This is a genomic window from Fictibacillus sp. WQ 8-8 (genome assembly GCF_024494405.1).
GTDB classification, from domain to species: Bacteria; Bacillota; Bacilli; order Bacillales; family Fictibacillaceae; genus Fictibacillus_C; species Fictibacillus_C marinisediminis.
Genome location: NZ_JAMXKG010000017.1, coordinates 1 through 13,451 on the forward strand (window position 1 = coordinate 1; position 13,451 = coordinate 13,451).

The window sequence follows — 13,451 nt, forward strand, 5'->3', positions numbered from 1 at the left end:
GAGAACACGTTTTTGGTGTTCGTAGGAGGGATTGAAACGACCTCGAGGATATGGTTCATGGAGCTGGACGTTAGCATCAGTGAAAGTTTGGATGGAAAGTTATCTAGTTTTGAGGGAATATACCTCATTTTTTCTAAAAAAGCTCTTGTCAAAAGAGCAAATACATTGTAAAATGTAACTTGTCCTTGAGAAAATAGGACATCCTTTGAAAGACAGTCTGGTGGCGATAGCGAAGAGGTCACACCCGTTCCCATACCGAACACGGAAGTTAAGCTCTTCAGCGCCGATGGTAGTTGGGGGCTTCCCCCTGTAAGAGTAGGACGTTGCCAGGCTATCATTTCATACATACTCGTATGTGGTTTTATTATTATTCCACAGTAGCTCAGTGGTAGAGCTATCGGCTGTTAACCGATCGGTCGTAGGTTCGAGTCCTACCTGTGGAGCCATGCTTCCATAGCTCAGTAGGTAGAGTGCTTCCATGGTAAGGAAGAGGTCACCGGTTCGAGCCCGGTTGGAAGCTCCAGTCGGCCCGTTGGTCAAGCGGTTAAGACACCGCCCTTTCACGGCGGTAACACGGGTTCGAATCCCGTACGGGTCACCAAGTTTTTTCGTTAAGAAAATAACATTCATTAATACGGAGGATTAGCTCAGCTGGGAGAGCACCTGCCTTACAAGCAGGGGGTCGGCGGTTCGAACCCGTCATCCTCCACCATTATTTATCCCAACGGCAGGCCGGTTTAGCTCAATTGGTAGAGCAACTGACTTGTAATCAGTAGGTTGGGGGTTCAAGTCCTCTAGCCGGCACCATTTTTTTATAAGTAATGTCTGAAGCCTTTTTTTATGTGGAGGGGTAGCGAAGTGGCTAAACGCGGCGGACTGTAAATCCGCTCCTTTGGGTTCGGCGGTTCGAATCCGTCCCCCTCCACCATCTTTATTTCCGACAGATTATGTTACAACACGAGCCATTAGCTCAGTCGGTAGAGCATCTGACTTTTAATCAGAGGGTCGAAGGTTCGAGTCCTTCATGGCTCACCATTTGAACTTCTGAATAAAAGATGATATCAATGGTTACAAAGTATAATATGCGGGTGTAGTTTAGTGGTAAAACAAGAGCCTTCCAAGCTCTGGTCGTGAGTTCGATTCTCATCACCCGCTCCATTATGGGGCCTTAGCTCAGCTGGGAGAGCGCCTGCCTTGCACGCAGGAGGTCAGCGGTTCGATCCCGCTAGGCTCCACCATACATAATAAGTACTGTCCTTAGACGAATGTCTAAGGGCTTTTTTATGTCTTTCAAACCTTCAAGGATTCCTGATCCAATAAAGAGGACGGTGCTTTTGTCCTAATAATTATCCATCAACCTGCTCGAAAGCGCTTACGTATCGGTATATCTATGCATATTTCTGTCCAGTTGAACCAACACGAATAGACAGGCTACAATGAATTTATAGAATTTTTTGAAACACAGCATAAGGGGAGGCCGTACAGAATGAAGAAGGATATTACGATCATCGGAGTACCGATGGATTTAGGGCAGACAAGGCGCGGCGTTGACATGGGGCCAAGCGCCATTCGATATGCAGGAATTGTGGAACGTTTAGAAGATATAAATTATAATGTCCAGGATTTCGGGGACATAGAGATTGCCCGGCCTGGGACAATAGAAGAAAAAATAGACACCAATCTTAAGAACCTTCAAGAAGTTTCAACTGCAAGTGAAAAGCTGGCAGACACGGTTTCTAATGTCATTCAGGAAAACCGGTTTCCTCTTGTCTTTGGGGGAGACCACAGTATCGCGATCGGCTCTCTTGCTGGAATTGCCAAGCACTACGAAAATCTTGGCGTCATCTGGTATGATGCTCATGGAGACTTGAATACCGCTGATACTTCACCAAGCGGAAACATTCATGGTATGCCCCTTGCAGCAAGTTTGGGAATCGGGCATGAATCCTTAACTTGCATTGGAGGATATGAGCAAAAAGTTAAGCCTGAAAATATTGTTATTATCGGTGCCCGTTCATTGGATGAAGGAGAAAAAGAATTAATCAAAGAACGCGGTATTAAAGTATACACGATGCATGAAATTGATCGGATCGGCATGACCAAGGTAATGGAGGAAACGATTGAATACCTTTCTAAAAAAACGGACGGTGTTCATTTAAGCCTTGACCTTGATGGATTGGATCCGCTTGACGCACCGGGTGTAGGTACACCGGTTCTTGGTGGAATCAGCTACAGAGAAAGCCATTTGGCGATGGAAATGCTGGCCGAGTCTCAGATTATTACTTCAGCTGAATTTGTAGAGGTCAATCCAATTCTTGACGAAAGAAACAAGACAGCGACAGTAGCTGTGGCGCTAATGGGATCACTATTTGGCGAAAAATTATTATAATTATAAATCAAAAAAACAGCTCTCGATTACGAGTAGCTGTTTTTTACGTTTGCTTTTTGGAATTCATTTAATAGAGCATCTATGTGTTGGCTGATTTCAACAATTTCTTCAGCGATTAAAGGCATAATTTTAGACATTTCATTCATTTTTTTCCGTGAAACTTCAATTTCTCTTAGCAGGATATTGCGGTCCATGTGTACACGCTCCTTAAAAAAAATCTTTAATTCCACTATTCCCTCAATTATCCAAATTAAAACTCATTTTCTAAATTTTGTACAAAACATTTCTCTATCCCTGTCTGTTTTCATGCTAAAATAAAAATTGCTCAATTTTTTATGGAATATGAAACTTTTTTGAATACTAAACGTAGAAAAATACGAACCGCAACTGGTGGTGGAAAATTGAAATGGATTCATTAATTAATAATCTGGTTACCCAAGTGAAAGCAGGAAACCAGGAGGCTTTTGAAGGTCTTGTTGAAATTTACAAAGATAAAATATACCGGCTGTGCTACAGAATGGTCGGAGACAGCCATGAGGCGGAGGACCTTGCTCAGGAAGCATTTGTCCGCGCTTACGTAAACATTGATAAATACAGTGGAAGCTATAAGTTTTCAACGTGGCTGTATCGCATCGCCACAAACTTGTGTATTGATAAACTGCGGAAAAAGAAACCGGATTACTCTATGGATGCTGAAATTCCAGGAACGGAAGGAGCAACGCTTTACAGCCAGGTGGCAGGAGCGGATCCACTTCCGGAAGAGGAAGTGGAGGAAAAGGAGAAGCGGGATCATCTCCAGCAGGAAATCATGAAACTTCCGGAAAAGTACAGGACAGCGATCCTGCTAAAGTATGTCGAAGATCTATCGCTTGAAGAGATCAGCTCTGTTATGGATTTGCCCGTTCCGACTGTCAAAACACGGATACATCGGGGAAGAGAAGCGTTAAAAAAGGTGTATAAAAAGGTTGCAAAATCGAGGTGAACATAATGTCATGTGATACAGAAAAATATATGAGCCTGATTGATAAAGCCCTGGATAGGGATATAACGGAGCTGGAGCAGAAAGAGCTGAACATACATCTGGAAAATTGCGAAGCCTGCAGAGAGCACTATTATGCCCTGAAAGAAATCATTTCCGACATGAAAGAATCAGCGCCTGTTGTTGCTCCCGACCATTTTACAGAGAATGTAATGAAGAAGCTTCCTGCCGTGAAAAAGAAAAGGATGCCGGCTCAATGGATCAGGCGTTATCCAGTCCTGACTGCGGCTGCAGTATTCTTAATCTTAATGTTCGGTTCAGTCATGGCCAATTGGAGTACGGGGAATGAACTATCAGTAGTCTCCGGCTCGGATAACGTTCAGATCAAGCCATCCACGCATACAGTTATCGTTCCTAAAGGAAAAACGGTCAAAGGTGACCTGGTCGTAGAAAATGGCGATGTTAGGGTGGAAGGAAAGGTTGACGGCAATGTCGTCGTCATCAAAGGGAAAAAATATATGGCTTCCGCGGGCCAGATAACCGGTGACAGCCAGGAAATCCATCAAGTGGTTGAATGGGTCTGGTATAAACTTAAAATGTTCTTCACAGGAGAGGAACAAAAATAATATTTAGTATCGAACTAATATGAAGATCTAAAAAGCCGCCTGTTTATGGCTGGCTTTTTACTTTTTCGGGACTTTATAACGCAGCCAAAGACACCCGGCCAGCCAGTCTCCAACTTTTATGGCAGCGGATGGGATATGCTATAATAAGGGATACCGAATAATTATGATCATTGTTGCACTACATTAACATAGAAAGAGTAGTTCCCTGAAGTGGAGTGATGTCATGTTGCCTGTTGGAAGTTTTAGTTTAGGTAGCTATATCAGCCAGATCGTTGATATTTTGCTGGTTACCTATGTTTTTTATAAATTAATAATGCTGATAAGAGGAACCAAGGCGGTACAGCTTTTAAAAGGAATTGTGGTCATTGTAGCTGTATGGCTTGCGAGCAGTTTCTTTGAACTGCGGACAATGGGCTGGCTGATGGATAAAGCCATTACATATGGATTATTGGCCATTATTATTATTTTCCAGCCTGAATTAAGGAGAGCGCTGGAGCAGCTCGGCAGGGGAAAACTGTTTTCCCGATCTGGTTTAGCTGACGAAGAGGAGATGGGAAACTCCATTGATGCGATCGTTAAGTCAACCAGTTATATGGCCAAGCGCCGAATTGGGGCCATCATATCGTTTGAAAGAGAAACCGGTCTTACCGATTATGTGGAAACAGGGATTCCTATTCATTCGAAATTGTCATCAGAGCTGCTGACCAATATTTTTGTGCCCAACACGCCTCTGCACGACGGAGCGGTTATTTTGCGGCAGAATGAGATCGTTGCGGCAGGCTGTTATCTTCCGTTGACCGAAAGCCCGTTTGTTTCCAAAGAACTGGGTACAAGGCACAGAGCGGCTATCGGTGTAAGTGAAGTGACAGATGCGATTACTGTCATTGTCTCAGAAGAAACCGGTGGCATCTCGATTACGAAGAACGGAGAAATCCATCGCAACCTGAATGAGGAAACACTGAGAGTTTTATTGAATGCGGAATTAATGGTATCAGGCAGAAATGCTTCCTCATCACGCTGGAATTGGAGGGGGAAGAAAAATGGACAAACTCCTTAAGAGCAATTGGTTTGTAAAAATTATCGCTTTTCTTTTGGCATTAATGCTTTATACCGTCCTATCCATGGAAAACCAGCAGCAATCTGACCGGCAATCCCTGTTCACCTCCGTCTCCAAGACGAGTGAAACAGTAAGCGGGGTTGCCATTACGCCTTTTTTTGATGAAAATAAATACGTACTTACAGACTTGCCCCGATCGGTGAACGTCAAGCTGACGGGTTCTTCCAATCTGCTGACGAAAGCATTAAAAGTAGACCGTCGAATGGAAGTCTATATCGATCTTACGAAGATGGGTCCAGGTACAAAAAAAGTTCCTGTGAAAATCAGGAATGTTCCGGAAGGGTTAAGAGCCGTTCCATCACCTCAGGAAGTGGAAGTAACGCTTCACAGAAAACAAACGAAGCAGATCCCGATTTCTGTGGATATCAAGAACAAGAATAAGCTGCCGGAGGGTTATGAAGCCGGAAAACTTAGCTACTCGCCGAAGAGTGTGTATGTAACAGGTCCAGAGGATTACATCAGTGATATTGCAAGTATCCGGGCATCAGTGGATGTTTCGAATGCCAAGGATAAGGTAGAATCAAGGGTGCCGCTGCGGGCTTACGACAGTCAAGGCAATCTGCTCGATGTACTGATTGATCCAAAGTCTGTCAATGTTACGGTCCCTATTACAAAACCAAGTAAAACGGTACCGCTGAGCCTGAATGAAAAAGGCAACCTTCCTGACGGGCTTACCCTTGCAGGTATAACTGTGGATCCAAAAGAAGTGACGTTAACAGGTCCTTCATCCGCCCTTGATAAAATCAGTGAAGTAAGCGGCGTAGACATAGATTTAGACAAGATTAAAGAAGATTCAACGATAGACGTTGATGTGCCTCTTCCAAAAGGCACAGAAGCTGTAAATCCCAAACAAGTCCAAGTAAAAGTGGATGTAGAGAATGACGTGAAAACAAAGACCTTTAAGGATATCCCTATTGAAATGAGGGGAGAGACTCCTGAACAGCAGGCGTCCTTCTTATCTCCTGCGAGCGGAAAGATGGATGTGACCATTACAGGCAGCAAAAAAACAGTTGATGCATTGGTGGCTTCAGATATTAGGGCATATGTTGATGTCAGCAAGCTGAAACCAGGCGAGCATACGATTTCGATAAAAGCCTCAAACTCCAAGAACCTTCAAATGAAAAAGGAGTTTACGACGGCGAAAATCAAAATCGAAACCACAGAAACCCAGACTGGCTCTGATAACCAGACTGACCAAACCACATCGCAGAGCGGGGATAAGAACAGCAATAACGAGAATAACGGCACTGCCGGCAGCAAGCCGGACAATAACCCAACCTTTTCTCAATCAAAGGCAGAGGGACAATCGGATCGTACCGAATCAATTACTGAAGGAGAGAATTAAATCATGGGAAAATACTTTGGAACAGACGGGGTAAGAGGAGTTGCCAATACAGAGCTTACACCAGAATTAGCTTTTAAACTTGGCCGATTTGGGGGATATGTATTAACAAAGGAAACCCAAAAACCAAAAGTACTGATCGGCAGAGATACACGAATTTCTGGTCATATGCTTGAAGGAGCATTGGTGGCTGGCCTTTTATCTACGGGAGCTGAAGTATTGCGTTTAGGTGTCATCTCGACACCTGGCGTTGCTTTCTTGACAAAGGCACTTGGCGCTCAGGCAGGTGTCATGATCTCTGCTTCCCATAACCCAGTCGCTGACAACGGAATTAAGTTTTTCGGAGCGGATGGCTTTAAGCTTTTGGATGAGCAGGAAGCAGAGATTGAAGCTCTCCTCGATCAGGAGAAAGACGAGCTTCCGCGCCCTTCAGGCGGCGATATCGGCTCAGTAGGCGACTATTTCGAAGGCGGACAAAAGTACCTTCAATATTTAAAACAAACCGTCCCTGGCGATTTTTCCGGTATGCATATCGCACTCGACTGCGCTCACGGTGCAACATCTTCTTTGGCTCCGCATCTGTTTGCTGACCTGGAAGCCGATATCTCAACGATGGGAACGAGCCCAAATGGTCTAAATATTAACGATGGTGTAGGTTCCACACACCCTGAAAAATTGGCTGAACTGGTCAAGGAAAAAGGAGCAGACATGGGTCTGGCCTTTGATGGGGACGGAGACCGTCTGATTGCGATTGATGAAAAGGGGAACATCGTGGATGGCGACCAAATCATGTTTATTTGCGCCGTCTACTTAAAAGAACAGGGAAGACTGAAGAACGATACCATCGTCTCCACTGTGATGAGCAACCTTGGATTCTATAAAGGACTTGAAGACAGAGAAGTAAAATCGGTTCAGACTGCTGTCGGCGACCGATATGTGATGGAAGAAATGAGAAAGAGCGGATATAACCTGGGCGGAGAGCAATCAGGACATATCATTTTCCTTGACCATACCACGACGGGTGATGGCATGTTATCGGCTATTCAATTAGCAAGTATCGTCCAGCAGACGAAAAAGCCATTATCTGAGCTTGCGGATGAAATGAAAAAGTTCCCTCAGCTTTTAATCAACGTAAGAGTTGTAGATAAAACAAAGCTTGAAGGCAATACAACGATCCAATCTGCGATCGAGAAGGTCGAAGCAGAATTGAACGGAAACGGGCGTGTACTTGTCCGTCCATCGGGAACTGAGCCGTTGGTGCGTGTCATGGTCGAAGCACCTACGAAGGAACAATGCCAAATCTATGCTGATCAGATAGCTGATGTGGTCAAGGCGGAACTTGTTTAGTCAAATGCACCCTCATTCATCAAGATAGGCACGAAACCTATGCATAAGCGTATCACCAGCGGGTTCGCTTATGCATATTTTATTAAATATTTATTAAGCTGCTTAGCAACCAATTGACGCTTAAATCGAAACAAGATATCATTAGGTTTGAATTTACTTCGAAACGGGAAGGTGGATAGAGCGGCCAATTTATTAACCTAAGCGCCTGAACTATTTTCGGACGGAAGAAAATAGTTGACGAGGAAGAGGTTCATCGATTTTTCGGCGGATGCCTCTCGGAACCAGTCACTTTCGTAAGCTTTTAAATAAAACAGGCAAGGCGACTTCCTGTACAAAATTAAAAGCAGTGGCTAACAAAATAAATCAAACATAGGTGGGGCTGTGAGCCCCGCTCACAGTCCCCCTGTTACAGAGGCAGGTGCCAGCCCATATTTTGGGCTATACCTGACCCAAGGGAGGATATATTAAATGTGCGGAATTGTAGGTTATGTAGGGAATAAGGATGCTAAAGAAATCTTGCTTCGCGGACTGGAAAAATTAGAGTACCGCGGTTATGACTCAGCAGGTATTGCTGTAGTTGATAACGACGGCGTTCAAGTCTTCAAAGAAAAAGGAAGAATTGCTGTATTGCGTGATATCGTTGACTCAGGCGTTGAAACATCAATGGGGATCGGACATACCCGCTGGGCAACACACGGAGCGCCAAGCAAGGTGAACTCTCACCCACACCAAAGTACTGCAGAGCGATTTACGCTTGTGCATAACGGTGTTATTGAGAACTATGAGAATATTAAAAGAGAATACTTACCGAATGTTGAATTCGTAAGTGATACAGATACAGAAGTTGTTGTACAGCTTATTGAAAAGTTTGTCAGCGAAGGAGAGAACGTGGAAGAAGCATTCCGCCACGCGCTTTCTGTTATTAAAGGCTCTTACGCGATTGCGTTAGTCGATAACCAAGATTCAGACACCATCTATGTTGGTAAAAATAAAAGCCCGCTATTGGTCGGCGTAGGAGAAGGATTTAACGTTGTAGCAAGTGATGCTATGGCCATGATTTCTCAAACAGACCAATACGTTGAACTGATGGATGAGGAGATCGTTATCGTAACACGTGACTCCTATACCATCAAAACACTGGACGGCAAAGAAGTAGCACGTGATCCATACACAGCTGAATTGGATGCAAGTGATATCGAAAAGGGAACGTACCCTCACTATATGCTGAAAGAAATTGATGAGCAGCCATTTGTTATGCGTAACATCATCAAGCAGTATCAAAACGAAGAAGGCAATCTTAAGCTTGATGACGATATTCGCAGCGTGATGAAAGGTGCAGACCGCATTTACATCGTGGCTTGCGGAACAAGCTACAATGCAGGACTTGTAGGTAAACAGCTGATCGAAAACATTGCCAATATCCCTGTAGAGGTTCATATTGCCAGTGAATTCGTTTATAACATGCCGCTTCTTTCTCAGAAGCCATTGTTCATCTTTATCTCTCAATCAGGAGAGACAGCCGACAGCCGTGCGGTATTGGTAGAAGTGAAAAAGCTTGGCCATAAAGCGTTGACGATTACTAACGTTCCTGGCTCTACCCTTTCAAGGGAAGCTGACCATACACTTCACCTATATGCAGGACCTGAAATCGCAGTAGCATCAACAAAAGCTTATACAGCGCAAATTGCTGTCCTTGCTATTCTTGCCGTTGATTCTGCTCGTGCAAAAGGCATCGAGCTTGATTTCAATCCGCTTCAAGAGCTTGCGATTGTGGCAAACGCAATGGAAACATTGACAGACCAAAAAGAAACTATGGATCGTGTAGCACAGGAATACCTATCAGTAACACGCAATGCCTTCTTTATCGGCCGTGCGGTTGATTACTTTGTTTGTTTGGAAGGTTCTCTAAAGCTTAAAGAAATCTCTTATATCCAAGCAGAAGGCTTTGCAGGAGGAGAACTTAAGCATGGTACGATTGCTTTGATTGAAGAAGGAACGCCAGTTATCGCTCTAGCTACACAAGAACACGTGAACTTGAGCATCCGCGGAAATGTAAAAGAAGTAGCAGCCCGTGGAGCAGAAACTTGCGTGATCAGTACAGAAGCGACGAAGGACGAAGGCGACCGCATCGTACTTCCAGAAGTACATGAGTACCTTACTCCGCTCGTATCTGTTGTACCGCTTCAATTGATTGCTTACTATGCAGCACTTCACCGTGACTGTGATGTTGATAAGCCGCGTAACCTTGCGAAAAGTGTAACAGTAGAATAAGTATTAAGTAAAAGCCAGTGGAAATTTACTGGTGTTTTACGCTAAAATAGCATTTTACTAGATAAAGAAGTCCTTTACTGAATAATAAAGTGCTTTTCTCCCTTGGAATTTAACTTCCAGGGGTTTTTTCATTATGGAGCACTTAGTGAAATATTATATGGATATTTCACTCTTATAGCATTCCACTATGAAGCAGGCTATGTCCTTGATCAAGTGTTTAGCACAACAAAAAAGTTTGACAAGTATCAGTAAAGAACTCTTTTATCTTACAACAGAAATGTCTTTTTAAAACTAAGTTGTACCCTGGCTGTCCAAGAAGTCTGTAAGCTGTTGATTTCCGTTCCAGGGTGCTCGCTTTCCGCGGGGCGTGCGGTGAGCCTCTTGGCGCTAGCGCCTACGGGAGTCTCACCTGTCACGCTAGTCCCGCAGGAGTCTCGCACCTTCCACTTCAATCAACTTTTCATTGAAGATTTTCAAGCCAAAAAGGAGCTGCTGAAGGTCAATTTTCGACTTTCAGGACAGCCCCTTTTTTTGTAGTAATTATTTCAAGTTATTTTTACATCAACTAAATCAGACAACTTAATCCTATGTACTTCTTTGTGGTTATCGACAATTCTCAATTCTTTTTTATAAATGGTGTCTTCAAATTAAACCCGTCGGTGAACAAGTTTAAAGTGGCTTAAAATTAATTATAACTGAAATAACATCTAAATACATATGAATCGTTCACAATTATCATTTAATTAACGAAGTGAACGCTTCCATCATCCGTAATATAAATAGATTGATGGCTACTTAAATATTTCAGTGCATCTTTCATTATTCCATGCTCTTTTAAATCAGCCTGTCCACGTATGTAAGTGTGCACATCTAAGATCAGCACATAGGAATAGCATTGCTGGCCATCGATCGGCTCAACATTTGAGAGCTGAAAAGCATCGCCATACTTTTCTTTAAACCATAACTTTGCCTGTTCATGAGTCTTAAATGAAGGGATTTTTGCTTCGTCAATTACTCCTGCAGCGTACACTCCTACACCAACTCCTTTATGTAGATTTTCCCTATAATCATTCGCTGCCTCAGGATGAATTGCTGTTGGTCAAATCCTTTGTAATTTTAACCAGCACCAATATATATAGATATTATTTGATCAGAATAGTGCTGAGATGTTATTTGAAGGTGTGTTTAAGCTCCGCGAGTTTATAGAACAAGAGGCATAAATAATCACGAAAATGAGCCAAAGGTAATTGTTTCAGGAGGTGAGTCTAATGAAGAAAAAGGACAAGGACAAGCTACGTAAAGAAATTTTAGATTTTGAAGAAGGCTTTCCAGATGGTATTTATGGATGGCAGCTTTTTTTATGTTTTAAACATGACAACAAGTATGGTGACAAAATGCCCTTTTCTTTTAATTGAAGTATGGTGTGTAAACGCTTTATTATTAGAGCATAAGACCTATAGATTGTACGAATAGTACCAAATAGGAAAGGGGTTTCGATTGATATGGCAAGTTCTGAACAGACAAAGACAGGCGCTAAAGTAAAAATACAGCGGTTTGGCAGCTATTTGAGCGGTATGATCATGCCAAACATAGGGGCGTTCATCGCCTGGGGAATCATCACGGCATTATTCATTCCTACAGGATGGCTTCCAAATGAAGATATGGCAAAACTGGTTAGCCCGATGATCACTTACTTGCTGCCGCTGCTTATCGGATTTTCAGGCGGACGCATCGTTTATGACCTGCGAGGCGGTGTCGTTGGTGCCACGGCAACGATGGGGGTTATTGTCGGAGCTGACATTCCAATGCTTCTAGGTGCCATGATTATGGGGCCTCTTGGCGGGTATGCCATTAAGAAGTTTGACAAGATGATTGAAGGAAAAGTGAAATCCGGCTTCGAGATGCTCGTGAATAACTTTTCCGCCGGGATTATTGCCGGAATTTTAACGATTATTGCCTACAAAGGAATTGGACCGGTTGTATTAACGTTAAACAAAACGCTTGCTGCAGGAGTACAGGCTATTGTAGACGCACACTTGCTGCCGCTGGCCAGCATCTTTATCGAACCAGCAAAAGTGTTATTCTTAAACAATGCCATTAACCATGGGATCTTAAGCCCGCTGGGAATTGAGCAAGCCACCAAAGCAGGAAAATCCATTCTGTTCTTGTTGGAATCCAATCCGGGACCAGGGCTGGGTGTCCTATTGGCTTACATCCTTTTTGGAAAAGGAATGTCGAAACAATCGGCACCAGGGGCTGCCATTATCCATTTCCTTGGCGGGATTCATGAGATCTACTTCCCGTATATTCTGATGAGACCGTTACTTCTTTTAGCGGTAATCGGAGGCGGTGCTTCCGGTGTATTCACTTTCTTGCTGTTTGACGCAGGATTGGTAGCCGCTCCGTCACCAGGAAGTATCTTTGCTCTTATTGCCATGACACCGAGAGGACACTACCTTGGGGTCATAGCTGGAGTTCTGGTTGCGGCAGCCGTATCCTTCTTGATTTCTTCTGTCATCTTAAAATCTTCCAAACAAACAGATGAAGATGATTTGACAAAAGCGACAGAAAAAACATCTGCACTTAAAGGAAAAGAAAGCCGTGCTTCATCACTTGTCCAACCGAAAGAAACGCAAGCGCAACAAACGTCTGGTGGTGCCAGGCACCACATCGCTGTAGAAAAAAGCCGTGCCGACGTTCAAAAGATTATTTTCGCTTGTGATGCAGGTATGGGTTCAAGTGCAATGGGCGCCTCAATCTTAAAAAACAAAGCACGAAAAGCGGGACTGGATGTATCGGTGTATAATACATCGATTACGAATATTCCCGCTGATGCAGATATCGTCATTACGCATAAAGATTTAACAGACCGGGCGAAAGCAAAACTGCCGAATGCCGAACACATTTCAGTAGAAAATTTCTTGAACAGTCCTAAATATGAAAAACTGCTGAATGAGTTAGTAGAAAGCAAAGGTACAACAGCATCTGCCGAGCCTGAAGGTATGCCAATCGCAGAAAACGAGTATGAAGACGTTTCGAAAATTATCTTTGCCTGTGATGCGGGTATGGGTTCGAGTGCGATGGGAGCTTCTATACTCAAAAATAAAGTTCAAAAAGCAGGGCTGGATGTTTCCGTGTCCAATACTTCGATTACCAATCTGCCCGCTGATGCAGACTTGGTCATCACCCACAAAGATTTAACCGATCGTGCAAAAGCTAAACTACCGGGCGCAAAACATATTTCAGTTGAGAACTTTTTAAACTCACCGAAATATGAAGAACTGCTTGAGAAGTTAAAAGCAGCCAAAAGCCTGCACTGATCGAAAAGTCCGGTTCCCAGGAATCGGACTTTTTCTATACTTTTTAAATCATGGCAACAA

Annotated in this window: 11 protein-coding genes, 9 tRNA genes and 1 rRNA gene; 19 read left to right on the forward strand and 2 right to left on the reverse strand. The window is 43.5% G+C overall.

Annotation, left to right across the window (positions count from 1 at the left end):
* Positions 1–216 precede the first annotated feature (216 nt).
* From rrf to rocF, 11 genes are all read left to right on the forward strand, one after another.
* Positions 217–332, forward strand: a 5S ribosomal RNA gene (gene rrf / locus M1K46_RS22060).
* 39 nt (positions 333–371) lie between these two features.
* Positions 372–446 (forward strand) — tRNA-Asn (locus tag M1K46_RS22065).
* 1 nt (position 447) lies between these two features.
* Positions 448–523 (forward strand) — tRNA-Thr (locus M1K46_RS22070).
* A 3-nt stretch (positions 524–526) separates the two neighbouring features.
* Positions 527–601 (forward strand) — tRNA-Glu (locus M1K46_RS22075).
* Between the two features lie 35 nt (positions 602–636).
* Positions 637–712: transfer RNA gene (locus M1K46_RS22080), tRNA-Val, on the forward strand.
* A 19-nt stretch (positions 713–731) separates the two neighbouring features.
* A tRNA-Thr gene (locus tag M1K46_RS22085) sits at positions 732–807 on the forward strand.
* A 37-nt stretch (positions 808–844) separates the two neighbouring features.
* Positions 845–928: transfer RNA gene (locus tag M1K46_RS22090), tRNA-Tyr, on the forward strand.
* 31 nt (positions 929–959) lie between these two features.
* Positions 960–1,035 (forward strand) — tRNA-Lys (locus M1K46_RS22095).
* A 49-nt stretch (positions 1,036–1,084) separates the two neighbouring features.
* A tRNA-Gly gene (locus M1K46_RS22100) sits at positions 1,085–1,158 on the forward strand.
* Between the two features lie 4 nt (positions 1,159–1,162).
* Positions 1,163–1,238, forward strand: a tRNA-Ala gene (locus M1K46_RS22105).
* Between the two features lie 248 nt (positions 1,239–1,486).
* On the forward strand, positions 1,487–2,389 hold the full coding sequence (rocF, locus tag M1K46_RS22110; protein ID WP_256227728.1) for an arginase: 903 nt from the start codon (positions 1,487–1,489) through the stop codon (positions 2,387–2,389).
* 26 nt (positions 2,390–2,415) lie between these two features.
* Here rocF and M1K46_RS22115 read toward each other — a convergent pair whose 3' ends face one another.
* A complete protein-coding gene (locus M1K46_RS22115) occupies positions 2,416–2,583 on the reverse strand; it encodes an aspartyl-phosphate phosphatase Spo0E family protein (RefSeq protein WP_082683650.1) in 168 nt (55 codons plus the stop codon).
* 212 nt (positions 2,584–2,795) lie between these two features.
* On the opposite strand from M1K46_RS22115, the gene sigW reads away from it, so the two are divergent.
* The 6 genes from sigW (at position 2,796) to glmS (ending at position 10,071) form a co-directional block, all read left to right on the forward strand.
* Positions 2,796–3,371, forward strand: a complete 576-nt coding sequence (gene sigW / locus M1K46_RS22120; RefSeq protein WP_062240018.1) for an RNA polymerase sigma factor SigW — start codon at positions 2,796–2,798, stop codon at positions 3,369–3,371.
* A 5-nt stretch (positions 3,372–3,376) separates the two neighbouring features.
* Positions 3,377–3,994, forward strand: a complete 618-nt coding sequence (locus M1K46_RS22125) for an anti-sigma factor family protein (RefSeq protein WP_256227729.1) — start codon at positions 3,377–3,379, stop codon at positions 3,992–3,994.
* Between the two features lie 226 nt (positions 3,995–4,220).
* Complete coding sequence (cdaA, locus tag M1K46_RS22130; protein ID WP_305586218.1) at positions 4,221–5,051, forward strand: diadenylate cyclase CdaA; 831 nt, start codon at positions 4,221–4,223, stop codon at positions 5,049–5,051.
* Positions 5,035–6,456 (forward strand): CdaR family protein, encoded by a 1,422-nt coding sequence (locus tag M1K46_RS22135; protein WP_256227731.1) that lies wholly within the window; start codon positions 5,035–5,037, stop codon positions 6,454–6,456. The genes cdaA and M1K46_RS22135 overlap by 17 nt, the downstream gene beginning before the upstream one ends.
* Positions 6,457–6,459: 3 nt before the next feature.
* Positions 6,460–7,800, forward strand: coding sequence for a phosphoglucosamine mutase (gene glmM, locus M1K46_RS22140; protein WP_256227732.1), 1,341 nt, complete (start codon positions 6,460–6,462; stop codon positions 7,798–7,800).
* A gap of 468 nt (positions 7,801–8,268) precedes the next feature.
* Positions 8,269–10,071 (forward strand): glutamine--fructose-6-phosphate transaminase (isomerizing), encoded by a 1,803-nt coding sequence (glmS, locus tag M1K46_RS22145; protein WP_256227733.1) that lies wholly within the window; start codon positions 8,269–8,271, stop codon positions 10,069–10,071.
* A gap of 739 nt (positions 10,072–10,810) precedes the next feature.
* Here glmS and M1K46_RS22150 read toward each other — a convergent pair.
* The gene (locus M1K46_RS22150) at positions 10,811–11,101 is read right to left on the reverse strand and encodes a hypothetical protein (protein ID WP_053356135.1); all 291 of its coding nucleotides are present in this window, start codon (positions 11,099–11,101) and stop codon (positions 10,811–10,813) included.
* Positions 11,102–11,339: 238 nt separating this feature from the next.
* Between M1K46_RS22150 and M1K46_RS22155 the strand changes: the two genes are divergently transcribed.
* Complete coding sequence (locus tag M1K46_RS22155) at positions 11,340–11,486, forward strand: hypothetical protein (RefSeq protein ID WP_256227734.1); 147 nt, start codon at positions 11,340–11,342, stop codon at positions 11,484–11,486.
* Positions 11,487–11,573: 87 nt separating this feature from the next.
* Positions 11,574–13,391: a PTS mannitol-specific transporter subunit IIBC gene (locus M1K46_RS22160; protein ID WP_256227735.1), complete on the forward strand. Its 1,818-nt coding sequence runs from the start codon at positions 11,574–11,576 to the stop codon at positions 13,389–13,391.
* The last annotated feature ends 60 nt before the right edge of the window (positions 13,392–13,451 follow it).

Excerpts from the sequence above, each read along its gene's own strand:
- rocF (WP_256227728.1), top strand. The coding sequence starts at position 1,487 with ATGAAGAAGGATATTACGATCATCGGAGTACCGATGGATTTAGGGCAG.
- M1K46_RS22115 (WP_082683650.1), bottom strand. The coding sequence starts at position 2,583 with ATGGACCGCAATATCCTGCTAAGAGAAATTGAAGTTTCACGGAAAAAA.
- sigW (WP_062240018.1), top strand. The coding sequence starts at position 2,796 with ATGGATTCATTAATTAATAATCTGGTTACCCAAGTGAAAGCAGGAAAC.
- M1K46_RS22125 (WP_256227729.1), top strand. The coding sequence starts at position 3,377 with ATGTCATGTGATACAGAAAAATATATGAGCCTGATTGATAAAGCCCTG.
- M1K46_RS22135 (WP_256227731.1), top strand. The coding sequence starts at position 5,035 with ATGGACAAACTCCTTAAGAGCAATTGGTTTGTAAAAATTATCGCTTTT.
- glmM (WP_256227732.1), top strand. The coding sequence starts at position 6,460 with ATGGGAAAATACTTTGGAACAGACGGGGTAAGAGGAGTTGCCAATACA.
- glmS (WP_256227733.1), top strand. The coding sequence starts at position 8,269 with ATGTGCGGAATTGTAGGTTATGTAGGGAATAAGGATGCTAAAGAAATC.
- M1K46_RS22155 (WP_256227734.1), top strand. The coding sequence starts at position 11,340 with ATGAAGAAAAAGGACAAGGACAAGCTACGTAAAGAAATTTTAGATTTT.
- M1K46_RS22160 (WP_256227735.1), top strand. The coding sequence starts at position 11,574 with ATGGCAAGTTCTGAACAGACAAAGACAGGCGCTAAAGTAAAAATACAG.